This window comes from Calothrix sp. CBUCES-K 9914, assembly GCF_059640475.1.
Genome location: NZ_JBXXZH010000360.1, coordinates 1 through 7,200 on the forward strand (window position 1 = coordinate 1; position 7,200 = coordinate 7,200).

Genomic DNA, 7,200 nt, shown 5'->3' on the forward strand with positions numbered 1-7,200 from the left:
CACCATATTAATTGTTTGCCAACTTCCAACTTCTTATTAAACGTCCAAAAAAAACAATCATTCCACCGATGCCACAAATTCGGACTTTGGAAATTTTCCCACAACACCTTAATTGGAATATTCACGTCAACATATCCATGAACAGGCGCCATATCATTCGATGCTTCTAATATTTCAGCTTTATTCATAACTTCTAATTATTAATTAATAAGGTGCTTATCTCTGTGTAGAGAGGCGATTAATCGCGTCTCTACTGTCTGTGTGGTAAATATATATACTATTATTAAGGTGCTATTAGTAAGGTGCGTGATGCCATTAGACTTACGCTTAGTTTCAAAATTTATGTAGCATCAAGCACCCTACCTCTCTTATACTCAGCACTCAGCACTCAGCACTCAGCACTTTTAACTCTCTTCCAATTGCTGTAATATATACGGATACACATCTCTTGCTGCATTCTTACCAAAAATGCAATCTATATGACCATAGTTAGGTATTACATGACGGGTATATAAATCTTTGCCGTTCTTTTTACTTAACAAGTCATAAGTAATTTCTGTACTTTCAGGCAACCAGCAATTATTTTTCTCACCATGAATAAAGGTAATAGGAATTGCAAGTTTTTCTAAGTTTGGAATATAATCTTCCTGACCAAGCAAGCTGACTAAATGCCCTTTACGAACCATCAATGCTAAATGTTCTAAGCTTCTCATACTCACAACACCAAACATTTCGTGCATTGCATCATACGTTGCAGTATTAAGTTGGTTAAGTTCGTACAGTTGCCCGTATATAAATGATATGCGGCGACTTACAGGACTAGTATCACCGTCCCCTGCATCAACAGGATACAATTTTAAGGCTTTGTCATAAAGTCGGTTTAGCCAATTAGCATTACTATCTACATAAGCAGTTAAGGATTCAACTCCCAGCATTTCTAACGCTGTTGCAACATACAACCCTGATTTCAGCGCTGTCATAAATGGTACTTTACTATGAGTCGCAATTTGTGAGCAAACTACCGCGCGGACTCCTTTCAAACCAGCAAGCATTGACATTAAGAAAGTTGTGGCGCCAAAGCAGTGAACTACTGCTTGGATCCTTTCGGCACCAGTAATTTCTCTGATTTTATCGACAGCAACAGGGTAATCTTTAAGAGCAATATCGTCACCAGAGTAAGATGTTGATGATGCAGGAAGTTCGATACTCGAACGATAATCAAACAGCCAAACATCGTAACCCTGTGCATACAAATATTCGAGTAAGTTGGTTTCGATAGTGTCGATACTAAAAATGCGACTCGATACACCTAGTCCGTGAACAAGCATAACAGGCCCTTTGGCACCACCTTGGTAACGAGTCAAGCGCAACTGCACGTTATCACTAGTATTAATAAAGTATACAGAAGGCGCCGAAACTCTGAGTTGGCGTTTTTTGCGGGGTGGTGCATCAGGGTTAAATACACTGCCTTGTGCTACAACTCCACCGTATACATCAAACAATGATTTTGCGAAGAATTTACCAAATGCGGCTGTTTTTTCCAGTTCTTGCTCAATATTTTTGGCATTTGTGACGCGCATCGTGGATAGTTGCCGCATAAAGTCAGCAGGCAGTATTTTTAAAATGCCTTTACCCAGTACAGGCGCCGCGCTACTATAACCTTCGTATACAGTTGTATATAGTGTCGTTGTGTCTTCCCAAATATCAAAGCTTGCTTCATCGTGAATAACTTTAAACCCTTCTAAGAAGTACGCTTGTCCAGTTTCGGAAGTCATTACCAACCGATAACGCATTTGCCTAGTGCCAACGTTGTCAGGGTCAACAACGAATAAATTAAATATACCGTTTGTTACAGTAAGTGGGTCAGGAGAAATTGCAGGCGCCGTAACACTACCAACTATACTAGCTTGATGGTTAGAGTCGGTGAGCATTTTATCCAAATCATCAGAGATAATAGTTAGAGTAAATTCCAGCTTTGAATTATCTAACTTACCTTGAGATGCTGCACGTACATAGTCATCTTTAACTTGACTTGAAAAGTAACCGCGCATTGTTTCGGTAAATTGAATTCCCAAAGGTTTCTCTACAACTTCAAATCCTGTAGACAAGCGCGCCGATGGTAAAGTGTAATCAATTGTCCAACCGTAATCTTGAGCTATTAGTACACAGCAACGTTCGGCAATAGCAGAAATTGTAAGTAGTGGATTTACACCGAGTGACCGAGGAATTACAGAGCCATCACTTATATACAATCCTTTGTGAACAGTATCACCTGTCGTTCCAGCAAAAACTTGTCCCTTGTGATTTACAACACCGGACTCTGCGTTTTCTCCCATCGCACAGCCTCCTAGCGGGTGAACTGTCACCAAATCTTTTTGGAAAAACTTACTCCATACTGGGTTTGGAATTTGGGTGCCGCCTAAAGGTATAGTTGCTTCCTTAAGACGATTATTTACACGTTCAAAAATCGGCTGTGAACCAACACCTGACCAACTGATTTTAAGATTATCATTCTCTAAATACATTCGACCGCCTGTGTTATCGTGGGTCATCACAAGGTAAGTCTGGGTATTTTGGAGGGCGCCTGTGTAAGGTCCATAAATTTTACTTTCCCACTCGCGCTTTTTCTCTTTAGTAAAATCAACTAAACCGCTATCAGTATCGGCGCCCATTATTTTGGAAGCTTTCTTAAATACTTCAGGGAGAAATGTAGCAATGGCGCCTGGAATAGAACCTTCTTCGATCACCATCCCATTATCCAACTGCGGTTGCAAGCGCATGTCAACGATGCCAGTAATACAGGGGCCTACAGGTTCCTTCTCATTTACAGGACTAGCTCCATAACCAATACCATTAATTTTGTGGTCTGTATTATAACCAAATGCGAGGACATCACCATTACCAGAAAAGTTAAGTCCCAACTGTAAAGACACAGGTAAACCATGTTGAGCCGAACGTAGTAAAATCTCGGTAGAACCTAATGTACCTGCCGCCAAGATAACAATATCTGCACTTACAAACATTGTCCCAGCGTTAAATTTATCGCGTCCAGAACTTAATAACTCATAATGAACTAACCATTTATCACCCGCGCGTTCAAGATACTTTACCGATACTCGCGTATAAATTTCGGCACCGTGATTTTTAGCATCAGGCAGATAATTCATCAAAGTAGTATTTTTCGCCTGATTATTGCAACCCGTAATACAATCACCACACAAATTGCATTTCTTTTGTTCTACCCCTACATGGTTGACACCATCTTGGAAAGTAACATTAATTGGGGGACGGTAGAACTTCTCATTCAAATATTTTGCTGACTTCTCCAGCGCTTCCAACTTGTTCAATTCTGGAAAATCTGTAGGATAAGGAGAAGGCTTAAGCATTTCTTCAGCCCGTTTGTATCCTGCATCTACAAGCGTATCTAAATCATCGCGTAAAGCTTGAGGAAAACGTGTATCTTCTAAAACTCGACGCTCCGCGCGTAGAGAAACATTCGCATTGACTAGCGAAGTACCACCCAACCCACAGCCAACAAAGACGCTGATATCTTCATTAACGTGGAAATCATACAAACCCGTGCGTGAACCAATATGCTTATCTGAAGGTAAATTTACCTGAATTTCTTCCGTAGCTTCCAGCACAGTATTGGGATATTCACCCGGTTGGAACTCCTTACCACGTTCGAGGATACATACCTGCTGACCCGCGCGGGACAAACGCGAAGCAGCAATACCACCCCCATACCCTGAACCAATAACCACCACTTGATAGTGGCTTTTGATATTTTCAATAGAATTTGATAAACGAGTCATCTTAATCCTTTATATATAACTAAAGAACAGAAAACATATATTTAAATAGCAGCACTAATTTTGAGCTTCAGCACAGAAAACAATAATTCCGCAAAACCCCCCTGTGGCACAGGCATCCTTGCCTGTGCAGCCTAACTTGCAACGGATGAGAGCGGATGTAACGGATGAGTTATTGGTTACAAAGTAGGGTGCGTGAAGGCTACTAAAATTTTAAAACGAAGCGCAGTACTGGTAGCCTTCACGCACCTAAATATAATTACCTAGGGACATGATATTATACGTCAGCCAGTATAATTTTTTAAATCTAAACGACACTTAGTATATAAATGTCATGAAATACACATACTTATCAATTGTAAGTGCAGCATTTCTCTTGGCTACTGCACCAAATTTAGCGTTTGCGGACGAAGTATGGAATAGCAATTATGGGAAAGTAGTTTACCAAACAGATAGAGGTAAAACAGCTATTTGGACTTATCCCACAGGCGCCATTTTTATTGAAGGGCTAGCTGGAGTATTCAATAATCGTGGAGTTTATCATGGTTACTGGATTGGCAAATCTAACGTTAAATGCGATACAGGCCGAGAAGATAGTTCTGGAAAATTAAGCAACACTTGGGGACGATTTTCGATTCGTTTTACAGTGCCTAATTTTCCTATGCCTTGGGAAGCAAAATGGAGTTACTGTGAAGCTGAACCGACTTTTTCATGGAATGGAACTCCTATAACAGCAGTTCCGCGCTAGGCTTTAACAGGCACTTACCACAATCAACATGTAGAATTTCACCTGTCAATATTTAGTAGATTAACATGACTACAATTCCCGTCTTCCGCGCTGCTGGACAACTAGTAAAAGTCCGTTTCGTTATGCTACTATCGTTAACTACTTTGGTTGGAACTACCTTAGCTGGAGTGCATTTATCTCGAAATTTTGGGCTAGCTCCGGGTGATGGTGGAGTTTTAAAACCATTGCCTCAGCGTATAGCTATCGGCGCCATTGTTTCCAGTCTTGGTGTAGCTTTTGCAGGTGGCATGTGGCTGTATGGCAAATTGTATGTAGCCAGCATTGATTATGATGACCGCGAGCAAAAACTTTATCTAAATACCGTCGAATTTTTTGGAACTAAACGTCATACAATCGAACTCTCAAATATTCTTGGTAGTAGCGAGCATACAGGGCAATTAGATTTGACTAATTTCGATCCCTCTTCTATATCTGTAAATGCGCCTTGGAAGTCAGTGCGTAACACCGGGCGGAAGTTGCCATTGATTGTTGATACTCAGGGCGAAATCCTTAACCAAGAGTTATTTGAAAAGCTTTGAACGGCGCCTACTAATAACTGGCGCCATTTATTAATCACGAATATGTAATTCAATCATAGTTTAGATTCTTCGCAGCGCTCAGAATGACAATGAACGATGACAATATATAACTTATTCTACAAGTTTTTTGTTTTGCGAAACTTGGTTACTACATCCTTAATATCTTGCAATTCCCCTTCAACTAAGTTATTTAATTGACGCATTTCATCTGCTGTTATCTTTCCGCTTAGTTGTGATATAGCTGTTTTTAGTTCTGGGTGTTTTTTTAGAGTTTCCTGGCGAATTATTGGCACTGCTTCGTAAGGTGGAAAGTATTTTTTGTCGTCTTGCAGAACTTGTAAACCTAAGCGAGATATTTGTCCGTCAGTGGAGTTCCCTGCTATTAAGTCTACTAGGTTCTGAGTTAACGCGCGGTAAATTAAGTCTAAGCTCATTATATTTGGTCTAGAGCCAAACTGTAGATTGTATCTTTTTGATAAACCTGGGAAACCGTCTTCACGTTCGGCAAATTCATATCCAAACCCAGCACGCCATTGAGGTGTATATTTTGCCGCTTCTGATAATGTTTTAATATTATATTTTCTTGCGTCTTCACCACGTATAATCATTGCAAAAGTATTTTCAAAACCCAAAGATTCCATCACTTCAAGCTTATATTTATCTGCATACCCTTGTTTGAGGCGCCGATAAACTTCTTTGGGGTCGTTAATTACGGGTTGTTTGAGAATGCTTGTAAATGCAGTTCCTGTATACTCTATATAACCGTCTATTTTTCCCGCTGTTAATGCTTTATGGCAAACAAATGAACCACCTAAACGCGGTTTACGTTCAACTTTTAGTTTTGTTGTTGCCTCAATTTGCTGCGCTAGTAATTCCCCTAATATATCTTGTTCGGTAAAATCTTTCGAGGCAATTATTATATCTCCGGCGCCGGAGTTGCTTTGATTAAGATTACAGCTGGCTAGAGTTAAAATTAAACAGCACGTGAAAATACAAATAACTAAAAAGTTTTTCAAATTAGTTTTCAAATGCATATAGGGTTACTAATTTAGTTAGAGGATGTTTTAAAAGTAATATTTTACTATGTAATCCGCGTTTAATCCCCCCAACCCGCCTTAATCAGCTAAAAAAGCTCTTTTCCCCCCTTAATAAGGGGATTAGGGGGGATTTAATACTTTAAAAACATTCTCTAACCCCGTAGCCGTAATGCCCTACGGTTTTACGTTCGCTTTAATTTGCCGTAGTTGGTTTTTGAGATTATCTACTGTTTTTTGCCACTGACTTTTCTGGACGGGCGCCGGAAAATAAGCGGGTGGTATTTCCGGGTTAAGATTACGGTAGTATTCCCAAGTCTCCCAATAAGGACAGCCAGGTTGAATACGTATACCTGCCCAGTGTAAATATTGTAGCTGCTGGTTTACTGTTGGGTCGATTAATATATTTGCTTGCCCCTGTTTTGATTGAAAGTGCGGTGTACCTGCCCAGTTACCAGGCGCCTGACCTTCACGCCGTACTATATTAAAGCGGTTTTTGATACGCTTTAATAACATATAGTTAATGATTGGCTGGTCGGAAGTTTTTTCTGAAAAATCAAAGTATTCCGGATGTTCGGCACATTCGGTAAATACTTCGTACAAGTCCTGTTCGGATACGAGATTTTTCTTGGAACCCCAGAACCCACCGTTGAATATATCTTTGACTTCTTCTTGTGTAAATACCTTGTCTTCAAATACTTTTGTTGAGAATACGTTTTTTATACCGCCTAAATGCTGGTAATCACAGTTGATAAAATCTGTATGTGCCAAGTAATTCAAGTTATCGGCGATTTTTTCAAAGACGACTATATCGGTGTCGATGTATAAAAACTCGTCGAATTCCCCATACCAACAAGCTTGTTTACGGAACTGGTTCGGACGCGCGAAAAACTTGCCACCAAAAGTTTCGTGTAATTTCTTTGATAAACGGTCGATAAATTCTAAGTCTTCGTAAACCTTTACACCATAGTATTGATTCAGTGTTTCGGCGATGTTGTGATAATTGTCATCATATGGAATCATCACAA

6 protein-coding genes are annotated in these 7,200 nt (G+C 39.9%); 2 read left to right on the plus strand and 4 right to left on the minus strand.

The annotated features are described in order from the left end of the window. Window positions 1-188 (minus strand): hypothetical protein (locus tag AC2JBO_RS41190; protein WP_496959404.1); only part of this gene is annotated, 188 nt, incomplete at its 3' end. Between the two features lie 216 nt (window positions 189-404). Beyond that, on the minus strand, window positions 405-3,815 hold the full coding sequence (locus AC2JBO_RS41195; protein WP_496959405.1) for an alpha/beta fold hydrolase: 3,411 nt from the start codon (window positions 3,813-3,815) through the stop codon (window positions 405-407). A gap of 331 nt (window positions 3,816-4,146) precedes the next feature. On the opposite strand from AC2JBO_RS41195, the gene AC2JBO_RS41200 reads away from it, so the two are divergent. Together AC2JBO_RS41200 and AC2JBO_RS41205 are read left to right on the plus strand one after the other, a co-directional pair. After that, on the plus strand, window positions 4,147-4,560 hold the full coding sequence (locus tag AC2JBO_RS41200; protein WP_496959406.1) for a hypothetical protein: 414 nt from the start codon (window positions 4,147-4,149) through the stop codon (window positions 4,558-4,560). A 65-nt stretch (window positions 4,561-4,625) separates the two neighbouring features. Next, window positions 4,626-5,138, plus strand: coding sequence for a TMEM70/TMEM186/TMEM223 family protein (locus AC2JBO_RS41205; protein ID WP_496959407.1), 513 nt, complete (start codon window positions 4,626-4,628; stop codon window positions 5,136-5,138). A gap of 116 nt (window positions 5,139-5,254) precedes the next feature. On the opposite strand, the gene AC2JBO_RS41210 is transcribed toward AC2JBO_RS41205, so the two are convergent. Next, window positions 5,255-6,154, minus strand: a complete 900-nt coding sequence (locus AC2JBO_RS41210) for a glycine betaine ABC transporter substrate-binding protein (RefSeq protein ID WP_496959409.1) — start codon at window positions 6,152-6,154, stop codon at window positions 5,255-5,257. A gap of 195 nt (window positions 6,155-6,349) precedes the next feature. Continuing rightward, the coding region (locus tag AC2JBO_RS41215) for an Npun_R2821/Npun_R2822 family protein (protein ID WP_496959408.1) at window positions 6,350-7,200 on the minus strand (851 nt) is incomplete at its 5' end.